This is a genomic window from Acinetobacter sp. YH12094 (genome assembly GCF_013419295.1).
GTDB classification, from domain to species: Bacteria; Pseudomonadota; Gammaproteobacteria; order Pseudomonadales; family Moraxellaceae; genus Acinetobacter; species Acinetobacter amyesii.
Window position 1 is genome coordinate 1 of sequence record NZ_VPAK01000039.1, and the last position, 14,839, is coordinate 14,839.

Annotated in this window: 10 protein-coding genes and 1 pseudogene; 4 read left to right on the forward strand and 7 right to left on the reverse strand. The window is 36.0% G+C overall.

All coding sequences use genetic code 11. The features are described 5' to 3' along the window. From FTU34_RS16410 to tnpA, 3 genes are all read right to left on the reverse strand, one after another. Positions 1-427 (reverse strand): AAA family ATPase (locus tag FTU34_RS16410; protein ID WP_180036178.1); only part of this gene is annotated, 427 nt, incomplete at its 3' end. A 539-nt stretch (positions 428-966) separates the two neighbouring features. Then, entirely contained in the window at positions 967-2,622 is a 1,656-nt protein-coding gene (locus tag FTU34_RS16415; RefSeq protein ID WP_180036179.1) for an HNH endonuclease signature motif containing protein, read from the reverse strand. A gap of 656 nt (positions 2,623-3,278) precedes the next feature. Beyond that, on the reverse strand, positions 3,279-3,677 hold the full coding sequence (tnpA, locus tag FTU34_RS16420; RefSeq protein ID WP_180036180.1) for an IS200/IS605 family transposase: 399 nt from the start codon (positions 3,675-3,677) through the stop codon (positions 3,279-3,281). 58 nt (positions 3,678-3,735) lie between these two features. On the opposite strand from tnpA, the gene FTU34_RS16425 reads away from it, so the two are divergent. Beyond that, on the forward strand, positions 3,736-5,040 hold the full coding sequence (locus tag FTU34_RS16425) for an RNA-guided endonuclease TnpB family protein (protein ID WP_180036181.1): 1,305 nt from the start codon (positions 3,736-3,738) through the stop codon (positions 5,038-5,040). A gap of 254 nt (positions 5,041-5,294) precedes the next feature. Here the strand turns inward: FTU34_RS16425 and FTU34_RS16430 are convergent, their stop codons facing one another. The 3 genes from FTU34_RS16430 to FTU34_RS16440 form a co-directional block, all read right to left on the reverse strand. Further along, complete coding sequence (locus FTU34_RS16430; protein ID WP_180036182.1) at positions 5,295-10,346, reverse strand: tyrosine-type recombinase/integrase; 5,052 nt, start codon at positions 10,344-10,346, stop codon at positions 5,295-5,297. Then, entirely contained in the window at positions 10,343-11,011 is a 669-nt protein-coding gene (locus FTU34_RS16435) for a hypothetical protein (RefSeq protein WP_180036183.1), read from the reverse strand. The genes FTU34_RS16430 and FTU34_RS16435 overlap by 4 nt, the downstream gene beginning before the upstream one ends. A 197-nt stretch (positions 11,012-11,208) precedes the next feature. Next, complete coding sequence (locus FTU34_RS16440; protein WP_180036184.1) at positions 11,209-11,721, reverse strand: hypothetical protein; 513 nt, start codon at positions 11,719-11,721, stop codon at positions 11,209-11,211. Between the two features lie 259 nt (positions 11,722-11,980). On the opposite strand from FTU34_RS16440, the gene FTU34_RS16445 reads away from it, so the two are divergent. The 3 genes from FTU34_RS16445 to FTU34_RS16455 all read left to right on the forward strand — a co-directional run bounded on the left by FTU34_RS16445 (position 11,981) and on the right by FTU34_RS16455 (position 13,984). Then, the gene (locus FTU34_RS16445; protein WP_373686515.1) at positions 11,981-13,051 is read left to right on the forward strand and encodes an RNA-guided endonuclease TnpB family protein; all 1,071 of its coding nucleotides are present in this window, start codon (positions 11,981-11,983) and stop codon (positions 13,049-13,051) included. Positions 13,052-13,239: 188 nt separating this feature from the next. Next, positions 13,240-13,506: a DUF1778 domain-containing protein gene (locus tag FTU34_RS16450; protein ID WP_026094019.1), complete on the forward strand. Its 267-nt coding sequence runs from the start codon at positions 13,240-13,242 to the stop codon at positions 13,504-13,506. Then, positions 13,496-13,984 carry a GNAT family N-acetyltransferase gene (locus FTU34_RS16455; protein ID WP_019383654.1) on the forward strand — a complete coding sequence of 163 codons (489 nt, stop codon included), beginning with the start codon at positions 13,496-13,498 and terminating at the stop codon, positions 13,982-13,984. Before FTU34_RS16450 ends, FTU34_RS16455 begins: the two co-directional genes overlap by 11 nt. Here FTU34_RS16455 and FTU34_RS16460 read toward each other — a convergent pair. Continuing rightward, positions 13,981-14,483, reverse strand: a pseudogene (locus FTU34_RS16460) (class I SAM-dependent methyltransferase). The gene FTU34_RS16455 and the pseudogene FTU34_RS16460 sit on opposite strands and share 4 nt — an antisense overlap. Positions 14,484-14,839: the final 356 nt, after the last annotated feature.

The following is a 14,839-nucleotide window of genomic DNA, read 5'->3' on the forward strand; positions in this document are numbered from 1 at the left end:
GTTGCTCGATATAGCGTCCTGTAAGTAAAGTCGCAAGTTCTCCACTTAGAAAGAATGCATTTGAGCCTGTAATATATAAATCGATATAATCCCGAACATATAAGGAGTCGACTACTTTCTCAAAATTTGTAACATGTTGTATTTCATCTAAAAAAACGTAGTTTTTTTTACTTTTATCAACTTTGGACAATACATAATCATGTAGTTTACGGTAATCGGTGAGTTCTTCAAATTCCATAAATTCGAAGTTGATGGCAATGATGTTTTCGGCTTGTACACCCTGTGCTTTTAGGTCTTGTTGAAACATCGCCAATAAGGTGGATTTTCCAGAGCGACGCACACCTGAAAGTACTTTAATGACATCACGGTCTTGCCATGTATTCAGAAATTTTAAGTAGCCATCACGTCGAATATTAGCGCTTCTCATTGTTTACACTTGAAATCTAAAGTTTTAATTAATTCTATCAAAGTTTAGAACCTAGATGTAAAAATATTCAATTTTAAAAAAAATTTAAAGTTTAAGTGAAACATTCAAAGCTACTGTTGAAGCATGCAAACAGTAGATCTGATCAAAATCCAAATTCTGTCTTTTTGATTATTTTCCATGTTATGTTATTTCATTGATGCTACGAGTTAACTGCTATATAAATTAAGTGAAAAGTAAAAGGAATTAATATGTTAACTAGAGTGGAACTCATTTTTGTTGTGCTGATGGTCTCAGCCTTAATCCTCATTGCTTATGAAATGCTAAAAGGTTTATTTTAGGGCATCTATACAATTTTTGATCAAAAAAAAGCCCACAGAGGGAATCTATGGGCGAAACTAAGGACCTTGACGGTCATTCAGAAACTACAGCTAGTTTCTGGTTGTGATTCTAAAGTGAATTAAAAACAACCACATTGGCTGAATATATCAAAAGTTAAATCATTGATAAATTTTAGAAAATTAATTTACCCCCTCTGCTGCTCAATACAGTAATTCACCAAACAAATCCGCTCTAATCTCTTCCAGGCTCAGATCTGATTTCATCCTATTACAGATGGGATGAACTAGCAGGCCATTCTCTAGAACGCCTTGCCCACCTACGGCTTTGGCAATCCTATGATCCGATTCAGTAGAATCAAGATAGATCAATCCATCACAAATGAGGCAAAAGTTATGATTACCCACCAGAAAATTGTGCTTAAGCAGACTCTTGGTTAATGCCGAAAAGGCCTTTGGCTTTGACCGAGAAATTGGACTAATCGACTCCACATATCCCACCACATTCTTGACTACTGCATCATCATAACCACCCAAAAACCTTTCGACATAGAACTCGTTAAAGTTTATGTACTTGAAGGCCTTAGACATGGACAGAATAAAGGTATTCAGGCATTTCTCATCATCAAGATCAACATCCATTTCCAAGCTTAAGCAAATAAAGGCTTTATAGACAATTTGTAGCCGATCATAGCCCTTGATACCACTGCCGAACTTGCCGACCGTTTCGGTGGTCGCCACGGGGAAATTGGCGATCAAGAACTCAATACTACGGCGTACCCGGGTGAAGTCCTTGAAACTAATCGTTCGATGATGAATCTGCATGCGGCTTTCATGAATTTCATACACAATTGAAAACCATGCAAGAAAAGAAGTAATCTGAAAACGCTGATCCTTATAAAAATATAAGTATGGATGTAAGCCCAAACTCGGAACCCCAGCATTTTTTACAGGCGTCGCTATTCTGCAAAGAATAGTCAACAGATGCGACATTAGGTTTTCAACGCGCTCCCCCTGATTCAGACTCATAATATTATGAATCTGATCACCCGCAATGATATTCATCAGCTCATTGACCAAGCCAATTTTTTTGCCATGACTCATTTCATTGTCTAATAAAATGGTCGAAAAAAGTAGCTGGTGGATCCTCTCCCCTAACTCAATCAACTCATTTAAACGTGTATATTGGAGCTCTTCTAGGTTAGATTTATTGTCATTGATATAACAACAGGCATAGATCGCATAATACGCGTCACTACCGCGATTTCTTAGGTGATATTCCTCATATTTATCTAAACGTTTAGTATCTGAGTTAATCGATTGAAATACCCGTCGCGCATCTTCCGGAGTTCCCAGTACCTGCCTGAAACTGATTTTAATATCGCCTAATTTCGATTTTTTTTCTGCGAATTCGGCATCAGTACAAATTTTTTGAAAATCAGCGAGATCTCCTAAATAATTGCGGAGGTAACGAATATCTTGTTTTTGTGGATCATTGAAATTAGGTGATTGAGTGACTTGCTCATCCGCAAAATATCTATTAATCCACGCATAGATACAGGAAAGACGATGTGCTCCATCAATAATGTAAATATTGCCGTGTATATCTTTCCAATACAAAATGCATAAATTGATGTTTTGATCTTCTGTGCAATCCTCAATAAAGTTTGCAATTTCTTGCACGCTCCAACATTCCGTAGAACGCTGGTTATCCGCCTTAAATAAACATTTGATGATTGGATGCTTTTCAAAATCAGTCAGTGCCACTTCAAAATTGTCACGCTGCATTGAAGGTGACATTTCTTCTGGCAACATGACTTTACGCTGAATAATATTGGTCAATAGTCGTGTAGAACCCATTTCTTATTTTCTCCAGGCAACACTTTCCTACTTTCGCTCAAGTACGAAATTTGAAAATGTATATAGTTCGATTTGGTTAAAGCTGTGAATTAAATGACCGTCAATATCCAGTCAGCGCTAACAAAAGAGACCTAAGAGAAATGGGGGGATTAGATAATAAAATCTTCATGTTTAGTACCTGTAGTTTAGAATTAACTATCTACAACCATCTTTTCCACGAGATGGAGGTAGACCAAACAGGGGTGGAAATACCGCACTACAGAAGACGGCCAGTCATAGACTGCCCTGCCTGGCCTACCATAATGGCAAACTAAGCATAATAAGCACAAAAAACCGCTAAAGCGGTTTTAATGCTTCTGTAGTAATTTTCAGGTTTCCACGCCCGATTACAGATTTTGCTGTAACGTAATTATCATATGGGTATCTTTTTCTTTGGTCAAACCGAATTAGAATTTTTTTATTCATTTTTAAATAAAAAAATATAAATCGATAACATATGGATCAAATTGAAAGCAAAGAACAAATCAAAGTCGCTGATTCCTAGGCCCATTAGGTTGAACGATATATGCTTAGGCTATTTGCACAAGGAAGGATGCTATCTTAACGTGAAAGAGGACTCCACCCGACAGTCAGGGTAGAGGTGAATTTCACAGATTTTAACCTTGTTGGTTTTGAATATATGTTTTAATAATGTCCAAAGAAGCACCACCACACGACCCTGCAAAATATGAGCGTGACCACAAAACAGGTTTTGCATAACTACCACGTAAATCTAAAAACTCATTCCTCATTTTTCTGCTTGTTACTGATTTTAAGTTATTCACCAATTTACTAAGCTGAACTGTCGGTGGATACTGAATAAGCATGTGAATATGGTCAGCTTCACCATTACATTCCTTTAATTCCGCATCAAATTCTTTGCAAATTTCAGACACACACTCAGTAAAATATTTATGATGCAACTCACCTAAAATTTTCTTTCTGTACTTGGTAATAAATACTAAATGTACGTGTAAATTAAAGGCTGAATGTCGATTTTTATATATTTCAGTCATTGTTTGAATGCTTGTTTAATGCTAGTATTTATATATATTAACACATACACACTCATTTATGAAAATCAACAAAGCGTATAAATTTAGGCTTGAGCCTAATGCGGAACAGGAGCTTGTTTTAAACAAGTTGCTTGGCTCTGCACGTTTTGTTTGGAATCAAATATTAGCTCTCTCATTTGAGATGCTTGCTAATAATGAGCGAATCAATAAAGTTAATTTAGTTAATAAAATCCCTGAACTACGCAAAAAGCCTGAATGTGCTTTTTTAGAAAACAGTTCAAATGGTGTTTCACTTCAACAAAAAGTTCGTGATCTTGGCGATGCTTGGGCTAAATTCTTCGATAAAAAAGAACAAGCCAAGTTAAAACAAAAGCCTTTCAAGCCTAAAAAACCAAAATTCTTTAAATTAGCGGATGGCAGTGAAGTTCAACTTCGACCACTCATGCCACGATTTAAAAAGAAATCCGATGGTTATGATTCGATTCGTATTGTTCAGTTTGATAGATACTGTTGGGTTAAAGGCAATCAGGTTAAGTTGCCTAACGATATTGGTGTTGTGAAATTCAGAAAATCACAAGATATTTTAGGTGATATTAAAAACGTCACAATCTCAAAGCATGTTGGGAAGTGGTATATTTCTTTTGGTGTTGAAAGCACATTAGAAACCCCTATCCATCCATCAAAATCAGCCATTGGTGTTGATCTTGGCATCAAAAAATTGGTGACAACCTCAACAGGTCAGGTTTTCGACCCGATCAATAGTTTTAAAGCCAATCAAGTAAAGTTGGCTAGACTTCAACGCAAGATAAAAAAGAAAACAAAATTCAGCAAAAATTGGAAAAAACTTAATTTAAAAATTAACAAGTTACACCATCATATTGCCAATATTCGGCATGACTACTTACACAAAGTCACGACAACTCTCAGCAAAAACCACGCAATGATCGTAGTTGAGGACTTAAAAGTAGCCAATATGTCGAAGTCAGCAAGCGGAACAATTGAGAAAAAAGGAAAGAATGTGAAAGCCAAATCAGGCTTAAACAAATCAATCCTAGATCAAGGTTGGTCAATGCTTGTGGGTATGTTGGAGTACAAGCAACAATGGCGAGGTGGTTTACTCGTTAAAGTTGACCCCAAATATACAAGTCAGACTTGTAGTTCATGCGGTCATGTTGCAAAAGAAAATAGGCTCACTCAGGCAAAATTTGAGTGTATTGAGTGTGGCTTTAGTGAGAATGCGGATATAAACGCTTCTCGCAACATTTTGGCGGTGGGGCACACCGTTTTGTCTGTGGAGGGAAGATGCGGTAAAGGTCGCCCTACGAAGCAGAAAGCCAGCGAAATCCGTAAGGAAGTCGCCTAAGAGCATTTGCTTTTAGAATCCCCCACTTGAACATCGTGAAAGTGGTGGGAGTATGTCAAACGGCTTCTAGCAGCATATTAAATGCAAGGTATGATGTAGTCAGGTAAATGATATTTATGCACACGTAGCTGTCTTGAACAAATTCACAGAATTTGGCTGCACTTATACCCAAATTGTCACTTGAATTTAGCTCAATTAGGGTAGCGCTGTCTTTCAAAACTTTATGTAATAAAGCGTGCGTAAGTCATATTTACTTAAATTCTGATATGATCTCTAATCACCAAATATCGTACACTCAACCATGCTAGTACCCATCGCACGGCGCTTAATGACGCTTGTTGAGACATAATTCTAAAATAATCATATTTATTATGTTTCATCACTATCGGAAAAAACTGATGTTCTGTAAGGATTGAAAGCATAGGTTCATCCTCTGCCGTAAAATGCATCAATACTTTTGTTACATTACTTTCATACAACCATTTTTTTATTAACCAATTATAAGTTTCTGATTGGTTTTGTTCTAAATAATCAAATCGCTCTAAAATCTCTTGTGCAGAATTAAAATCTACAGCACTGAGTAATTCAGGCAAACGTGCTAACTTTCCTTGTGTCGATAATGGATGTCTTCCTATATTTGAACCACGTTTACCTGACGGAATGTTTGCCATCATAATTAAAGCTTTCTTCCAGGACTCAATATCTAATCGTGGCTGCCCCTGCCCAGAAATAAGATACCGCTCAATATCTTCAAACTTTTGAAATAATTCGTGTTTAATTACTTTTCCAGTCGAATTCCCTCTTTTTTGAGCATAGATGACCCACCTCTGACTTTGTCTTTTTTTGAGTACATATTTTTCGATGGTGTCTCTCAACTCATATTTTAGATTACCATTCTGTTGATGAATCGCTTGGAAATGCCTGAATAAATTACTCCGACTCATGACTCGCTTAAAAAATGCAGTATGTAAATTGGGTTGCTGTTGTTGCATGCTATAGGCATAAGTAGCCAGAAATAAGATATGAACATAATGCTTTAATGTTGTCGATTCATGTAAATGTCCAAGCACTCGACTAATCGCCTTAATCCCTTGCCCAACCTGTCCTTCATTGCCTACTAGCGTATTAAATTGCTCATTCGATGGCATCCAATTTTGTAGCCATGGCAATTCTATCGTGAGCGCTTTAAAATCCACCACTGTTTGCAAACACTTTAAAGTATATGTACTTGCAAACGTATGTCTTAAATGATGTAAGCTGAGATCAACATCTCCAGTGACTTTCTTTAATATTTGAGATATTTGAGCAAAAAAAGGCCTATGCTCACTATTCTCATCAGACATTAATATCGAATATTTTTTATTCTTATAAATATCATTTAATCCATTTTGAATCGTCTGACTTAATAAATTCATCGGAACAACACGTTCTGATCCAAGTGTTTTTAACTGATGCTCACCATAAGGACGAATTCGGAGCATATCCTCATCAATATCTAAGGGCCGTAAATGAAGTGTCTCTGAACGGCGTACACCCATCGCTGCAGATAAACGAAAATGACGCTGAATCTCTAGACGTAAAGCAGCATCATTCACCCCAGATTCTACAGATTGTAATATTTGAACGATCTGCTGCACTTCATTTTTTGAAAAAACTTTAGCACTTGCTTGATGCGCTGTACGCTTGTGTAACTTTATACGATTATCATTTAACTGAATTAAAAAATCTCTAAAGCGATTCCACGCAGCGAGATGCTTGCGGTGTGGAAAATGCTCTTGCGTCAACTCCATCCATTTTTGAAATACATCTTCATCAATCTGGCTATCTTTTGTTAAATCTTCTGAAAACCCCAATATACCTGCACTGACGATGGCCAAATGTAGATGAATCATATTTCGATTCTGTAGACTTAACTCTTCTGCATCACAGCGTAAAATCAGCCATCGCACAAAGCACGTTAATAAATTGACTGAGTAGTGATTCGTTTCATTATTGGCAAGCTGTTTAAGCCAAATGCTTGATCTAGATTCACCTTTTAGTTGCTGAATCATCGCTAAAATATCAGACAAATGTAGTTGCTCATCGTCTATTTCTATTTCACTTTCTGGCTCAGTGCTATCTAAATTTGTGGTTAATTTTTCATATTCGAATAAGCGTAATAATTCATTTATTGAAAGATCTTCAGTCAGGACTTGGCCTGATATATAACCTGCAATCAACGGAGTGCTATTTAACATCACATTTTGCTGTAAAGCTTTCAACCATTGAGCTAACGATAGAGTTGACTTAACCCCTATTTGTTTTAAATATGTATTAAAACACTTTTGCCAATCCTTTCTTTGTAGATCTTTTGACTTTGCTAAAATCTCTTTTAATCGGGGCTGTAGATATTGTCGGTCTACTAAAATTAAAGTCGAGACATAAGGACTTAACAGTACTGTACGGCGTATCTTCGTCACAGATCTATCATTATTCACTGCCAGCTCAATAAGCCGACTATATCCCATAGCGACTATAGGCTGATCAGAAGCAATAAACTCTAACATTGCTTGTAAATGGCTTACTCTGCACAATTGTGAATACATCGAGAGTACAACCAACAAACGTCCTATTTCAACATCACAATTTTGATGTTCAGGTAAATGTTCTAAATCCTTCTGAATATGATCAAGTAAGTTTTGTTCAATATAACCCCATGTACTAAAACTATTTTCAGATGTCAGCCATGTACGATGAGCTTTTTGAGGAAGTTGAACGAATAAAGGAATTTTCGTTTTATCGCGAATATAAGCACAATATGCCTTGATCGCTTCTGGCAAATCAATGTTTGTATTTTTAGCTAAATGGGAAGCTAATAGATGTCCAAGCTCTAAAGCTACTTGTGGCTCAGGATTTTCCTCAAAAATCAACGGAAAATAGGACTCATACTCTGAGTTTTTCAGCCATTCTTTTACATCATTTTCTGAATATTGTATTCTCGGCTTCGTCTCTACTTGAGCTGTTTTAGTCTCTTGGGTTAAAACAAATGTTGGAATATGCTTGATTTTAAAAAAATCAAAACCTTCAAAACATTCGAAACCTAATTGTTTTTGCAGGTTTTCTTGTACATCAAGCCACTGTTGTTTAAAAACTGATACAGGAAATACTGATAACATATCCCATGGATGACGCCCCCGTATCCAGTGCCCAAGTCCAGCGTCCTTGAACCGTCCAGGTAACTGATTATGATCAGAGCGAACCAACTTCCGTGCCCAATTTCTAACTAAACCTTCAATCTGATGAGAATCAAAAAGTTGCAGAGCATAAGATGATAAATCAACACGTGGTTCAACTTGCTCCCCCAGCATTCGCATCAAACCACGTAAACCTTGAATCTGTTTGATCAATGCTGGAGTCAATGGCACATAACGATCAGTTGATTCATTTTGATGATGCTTATCTTGAATCAAGGCCCAGCCTTGCTGACTGATCCACTTTGGAAAGGGTTGTTTAATACCTCGACCAGCTGTGGCAAGATTTATCCATAATTCCGTATATGACATTAAGTATTTCAAGAACATCTGCCAATCTTTCTGTTCATTGGCTTGATATATATAATTTTTTATTCGTGCAATTTCATTTTTTATTTCAATAATCTTTATCCCAATCGGACTCCCCACGCGTCCACTAGAAGAGTGTCTATATTCAGGAATATCAATATTTAGCTTTCTTAAACAATCCGCCCAAAGTTGCTCAAGTTGCCTCTGTTCAAAAGAGGCATAATGAATCAAGTTATCATAATTTCGACTTGATGCATTAGTCACTGCTTTAACGACAGCTAAATCACCTTGGCTATGCTCATATAACAACCGTGGAAGAATATCTCGAATGCTTTTGAGGCTGACTTCTAGCTCTTGAGGTACACTGTTAATTAATCTTCTAACTTCGCGTTCAACTGCCAGTTGACGGGTCGTAATCCCAAGATTTTTGACTTGACTCACCAAATCATTGAGTTCACTTGGTAAAACCAAATGTAATTCATTGGTCCATGGCACATGAAATTTAGAATGTTCTGGTTTTTTTTTGAGTGTCGGTGTCCCTGCAAACACACTTAATACATATGCAGATAAAGTATGATTATACTGAATAGCAATATTATTCTGATCTGCATTTTGACTAAAACGAGGCGCTGTTAATTCAGTAACCGAACGTCCTGTGAGTAAACTCAATATTAAAGCTAATTTTGCGCGTAAGATTAAGCTGGCATCAGTATGAGATGGTTGACAGAGCCTAAATACTTCTTGAATTGAATTTAAGGACAATCGCGATTTGGTCCAAACTAAACCAACATTTGCAGCTTCAATATGTTGAGAAGTAGACTTAGATGCATAAAGCCCTCGAATTAAATCGGATTGTTCTGCCAAAAAAAATCTAAACAAGGGCTCCAATGGTGTTTCATCTTCTTCAATCTCATCATCCTCAAATACATCAGAGACTAGACCACGATGAATTTCATCTACATCCTCTAAAGGTTGGATAGCAATACTTAATGAGCCGTATCGTTGCAAGATCAGTTTTCTATGCTTTAAACCTATACGGTGTAAAAATTCTCGACGTTTTGTTTTATTTTTTTGCCGATTATTTTGCCAGATTTGTGATAAAAATAGCTTTAATGCATAATAAATTTTATTTAATTGTTCATCTTTATTATGAACAGACATTAACTGAATCAGTTGTTTCGGGGAATTTTGAAGCAGTGATGCTTTTACATCTTCTAAAATCTGTGTATTACCAGCATCACCTAATAGCCTAATCGCTAAAAAGGCATTGTACACACGAGATCCTTTTTGGTCTTTCAGCTTTATGCTTCCATCACCCTTTAAATAACTACTATAAAGCTCAAGAGCATGTACCCTGTCTTGAAAATGAAAAATTTGCTCTAAAAACCAAATAATTACAGTATCAAAACTCTCATTATTATGATTTTCTCCTGATTTAAGCAAGAGCAAATCACAAATTCCACTGTCTCCAGTAAAGGGGCGCAACGGCGTGGGGTTATGTTTATTTTTATCCGTTGTTTTTGAAAAAAAATGTGAATATTCCTCAGAATACTCTAATGCACTAATGATCTCTAAAGTCTTAAGCTCATCACGAAATTTTGGTAATTCATTATCACCAATCAAGGTGAAAATTCGCTGACAAATGACAACGATACCGGCTAAGCTATAATGTGCACGTAATAAAAATAATGCTCGGAGGAGTTTTTGTTCTTCTATAGGGGTATTCTGGTTTATCCATTCTAGCAGTTGCTGAAAATAAATATTCATAGCCTACTCCTAAGACGATAAATCCATGCTTTCCCAAAGTCTGTTAAAGCTAAAGCAACTTCTGCCGTTGGCGCCAAACGAACAATTTGCTTTTGATATTTTTGATACAGTTCTTCTAGTTGAGGTAAAAGCACAAAAAAGTCAGCTATGTGAAAATAGGGTTGCACAGACTTGCCCAGCTCTTTCACTTTAATTCTTTCTAATGGCAAAAGCTTCTGGGCGATATAGCCTACCAAAACATTTTCGATTAAAAAATTACCACTCACCACCGGTGGTGCCCAATCAACCAATTTTTGAACAAAGAAAATCGGCAGCTGTTTTAAAAAATGCTGTGTATTTAAAAATAAAATCATTTCTTCTAGATCTAAATGCTTTAGTCGAAGTTGCTTTGCAACCACCATCTTATTCTGTGCTTTATCCACTTTAGCCCAGTGTCTTCTTTTCACACTGTTCTTTAGAGTTTTTACATTAAATAAATCCCGATCGACAGCAAGCAGCAACTTACGATATATCGCGAGCAGTAGTAATGCTTGATTCTTAATTTCTTCTGAAAACCTGCTCGTTTCCTCATTGAGTAACATCATTTTCAGAACTAAAACAGGGCATTTTTTTTTAAACCGGCCTTCAGATATTGTTAATGCATCAATGAGTAATGTTGTCATCATTTTTTCTGCACAGGTAAGTTATTTTTAGCGTTAAAACAATAGAATAACACAGTCCTAAAATGAATAAAATTCAATCAAAAAAAACTCTGTATTTAATAAAAAATATTTGATTTATATAATTTATTTACTAACTTTATTGTTACACCAATTCATATAAAAAAGCCAGATAGTACATCTGGCTTTTTTATATTCAGCTACTAAAAATTATACTCAGTAAAACTGTTCTTGTAGTCTAGTAAAACCTTATTAAATTCTTTTGGGAAAATATCAACTATTTGCGGTAATCGAAGTCTTTTAGTCCATCCTTGAACTGAATAGTCAGCCTCAAAAGAGATGATCTCATATTCAAATTTTTGAGCTATCTCATTCAAAACATCAAGTAATCCTATTCCATCTTCTCTTTTATTCTTAGTATTAAAACCTAAAGTTGAAACAAAAATTTCTTTTCTACCATCATCATAAAATAAATTATAACCGAACTTGAGATATAGCATACCTCTTGGCTTATTACTTGATCCAGAATAATAATAAAACGTAGCGGCATGATCAAATTTTCTAAAAATAGCCGTACCTGGGAACTTCTTATTAACGTTAGAAAGCCTTTCTTTTAAAAAATCCATCAACTTATTTTCAATATAAGTTAATTCGTCACGACAAACAGCCTTTCCTGAAACACTGAGGTAAAGGTCGCCCTGTGAAGCAGAAAGCAACTGAAATCCGTGAGGAAGGTCACCTAAGAGCTTTTGCTTTTAGAATCCCCCACTTGAGGTAAAACGAAAGTGGTGGGAGTATGTCAAAGGCTAGGTTGTGCAATAAAACCCGTTAAAGCAATAGAATAACATAGTCCCAAAATCAATAGAATTCAATCAAATAAAATTTATCTTTAATCAAAAAATATTTGATTTATATGATTTATTTACTAACTTTATTTTTACACCAATCTATTTCAATGAGTTATCTTTTTTTGTCGTGTACAAAGCAAAAAAGGATATTCAAGACCAATTAGTTGCCATGAAAAAACAACCTGAATTCGAATGGTTGAACGAGGTGAATAGTCAATCACTTCTTAGTGGGTTACTTCACCTACACACTGCTTACAACAACTTTTTTCAGCGATTAAAGAAAGGCAAGGTTGAATTCAGAAAGATTAAAGGATATAAACCAAATCCTGATGAAAAACGCCCATTAAGTCATCTTGTCGGCTACCCACGGCTCAAATCCAAGAAAATACCGCAACGGTCTTATCAATGCCCTCAGCACGCAACAGTGAGCTTTGAAAACGGATTACTTCATCTACCTAAAATTAAAGGGATAAAAACTGTATTTAGTCGGGTATTTAATGGGAAAATCAAAACTGTCACCATTAGCAAAACAGCGACAGGTAAGTATTATGCTTCGATTTTGGTCGAGTCAGAGTTAGAACTTGTTGCATCAACAACAATTCAAGCTGATCAAACCATCGGAATTGATATGGGTTTGAATCACATGCTCATTCAATCCGATGGTAATAAGGTTGAAAATCCAAAATACTTGCGACAGGCTCAAAACCGACTATCCATACAGCAGAAGATATTTGCTCGAAAGAAGAAAGAATCAAAGAATTATCAACGTCAAAAATTAAGTGTTGCATTCATCCATGAAAAAGTGCGCCTGCAACGCTTAGACCTACATCACAAACTCACGCATTACTTGATCTGTGAAAACCAAGCGACCACGTATGCTGTAGAAGATTTAGGGATAAAAAATATGGTAAGAAATCGAAAACTAGCCAAGTCCATTTCGGATGTGGCTTGGGGTCAATTTCTTACGATATTGCAATACAAGGCAAAATGGTTCGGTAAGAATGTGCTACAAATTGGAAGATTCGTTCCAAGTTCTAAAGCATGTTCATGTTGTGGTTATACTATGACAAAATTGCCACTAAGCATAAGAGAATGGCAATGTCCTGACTGTGAAACAGTGCATGATCGTGATTTGAATGCAAGCTTGAATATACGCAATTTCGCTTTAGCTGATGCACTAGGACATAGTGCTGTATAAAGAGTTCCTGTACCGCCATACTGTCAGCGCAGTGCGGTATCGAAAGGTGCAATCTCTAAGATTGCATGGGTCGCAAAGATTCCCCCACCATAGCTCTTAGCTTGGTGGTGGGAGTATGTCAAGTCTTGATGCTACATCTTGATATGTTATAATTTGTACATCAAAATGATGTACTTATTGGTGAAGAAATGGCTAATTTAGCAACTGAACGAATTAATGTTCGTTCAACAGCAGATGCAAAGAATGTGATTGAGCAAGCTGCGAATTTATTAGGCCTCAGTGTAAGTTCTTTTATGCTGCAATCCTCCTTTGAACGAGCAAAAGACTTACTTAAATCTAACCATGAGTTGAAAGTAAATAATGCTGATCGTGATATGTTAATGAATTTGCTTGAAAATCCACGCCCTGCAAACGATGAAATGAAGAAATTAATGAGTTTATTAGATGAGAATTGAGATTTTACAAACTCATCACCAAAGAAAATCATTTAATTGTGGGCAAGATGACTTAAATAAGTTCATTAAACAATATGCGTCCCAACATCAGAAATCAGGGACAAGTAAAACGTATGTTGCTGTTGATCATGCTTCAAATGTGATAGGGTTTTACTGTCTATCTAGTACCTCTATTGGATTCGATTTAGTAGATACCGTACTCACCAAACGCTTACCTCGTTATCCACTCCCTTGTGTTGTTGTAGGTCGCTTTGCCGTTGATAAAGTGACTCAAGGGCAAGGAATTGGAAAAGTGCTTTTAGCACATGCTCTCAAACAAGTTTCAAAAGTTGCTCAAATTATTGGTGTAAATTTTGTTGTAATACATGCAAAAGATCAAAAAGCGATGGAATTTTATCAGCGTTTTGGCTTCATTTCTTTAACATCAAATCCATTAACATTAATATATCCAGTGAATGAAATTCCTAATTTTAATTAAAGTGGTCTACTAGGAATACAAGTAACTGGCAAACTATGAATGAGAATTGGTGACAGATCTATCCAATAATCTGCAAATTTTTCAAGATCTTGCTCTTCAACATGCTGATATGAAGATGAACTATTCATTAATGCAGCATGAATACATTTTAAAACATCAGAGATGTCTATTACGAGCACAATGTAGTAAAGAGGCACATGCCCAAATACCATCATATGTTTCATATTCTGCTAGTCATAAAAACTTTGATAACGTACTTTCAACCCTGTAAGTTCAGTCGCTTTTTTTACAAGTTCTTCAGAATAGTCAATCGCATATACGTAATAGCCCTTTTTTCTAAAAGCCAAAGTATCCCGACCTGAGCCACAACCTAAATCTAAAATGTAGGCATCATGTGCTAATTGCTCTAAAAAGGTTGGTATAGTGCTTCCATATCCACATTCAAGGTCGACTTTATAAATTGATCAGCCTGTTTATTGTAATAATCTATTGTTTTCATTCAGTTGGATACATCTCAGCCATGTATATATACGATATCAGAGTTCGCTTATCATTGAGAAACGATTTTAACCTACAACTTCAGCGACGATATCGCTCATCCCTTTCTATATTGATTTATATTCAATACAGCTTGCCTTAGACATATTAAAACAATTCATTTTAAATGCTCAATTTTTCTTGCTGAATCGCATGTATCAACATAATAAACGCAATACAAAGTGTCGTATTTTTCTCTGTACACGACAAATTTCACAGAACCCTTATCCTATCAGGATTCTGCTTTCTTAAAATTGCCAAAATTTCCTTAAACTCTTCTTTTTTCCCAAAACCAATTAAACGCTGAATCGCCATTTG